Here is a 336-nt window from a genome sequence, read left to right as displayed (position 1 = left end):
ACAGCTTAGGCGGTGGTACAGCGACAGCCGGTAGTGATTACAACACCACACCAACGTTCAGTAATGGCGTGACCTTAGTTGGCGGCAATTTGATCGTGCCAAGTGGCGTGACCAGCTTCACGGTCACTGTTGCGACGATCAATGATGTCGTCGTCGATTCCGCCTCGCCAGAAACGCTGCCATTGGTTGTTGGTGGCGTGACAGGTAACGGCGGCATCATCGACAACGATCAACCAACGATCACCACAGTTGAACCAGGCGCACCAGGAACAGGCGACAACAATGTCGTCGAAGGCACGAACTTGGTCTACACCGTCTCCTTGTCGAGCCCAACGA

At 55.1% G+C, this 336-nt stretch carries 1 protein-coding gene; it reads left to right on the top strand.

The window, feature by feature from the left end; all coding sequences use genetic code 11:
* Positions 1-336, top strand: a 336-nt coding sequence (locus tag H8K52_RS20750) for a hypothetical protein (RefSeq protein WP_222613879.1), incomplete at both ends; no start/stop codon positions are given.

It is taken from the genome of Affinundibacterium seohonense, assembly GCF_014284305.1.
Lineage (GTDB): Bacteria > Pseudomonadota > Gammaproteobacteria > Burkholderiales > Burkholderiaceae_D > Undibacterium > Undibacterium seohonense.
This window is presented reverse-complemented; position numbering and strand designations above follow the sequence as displayed.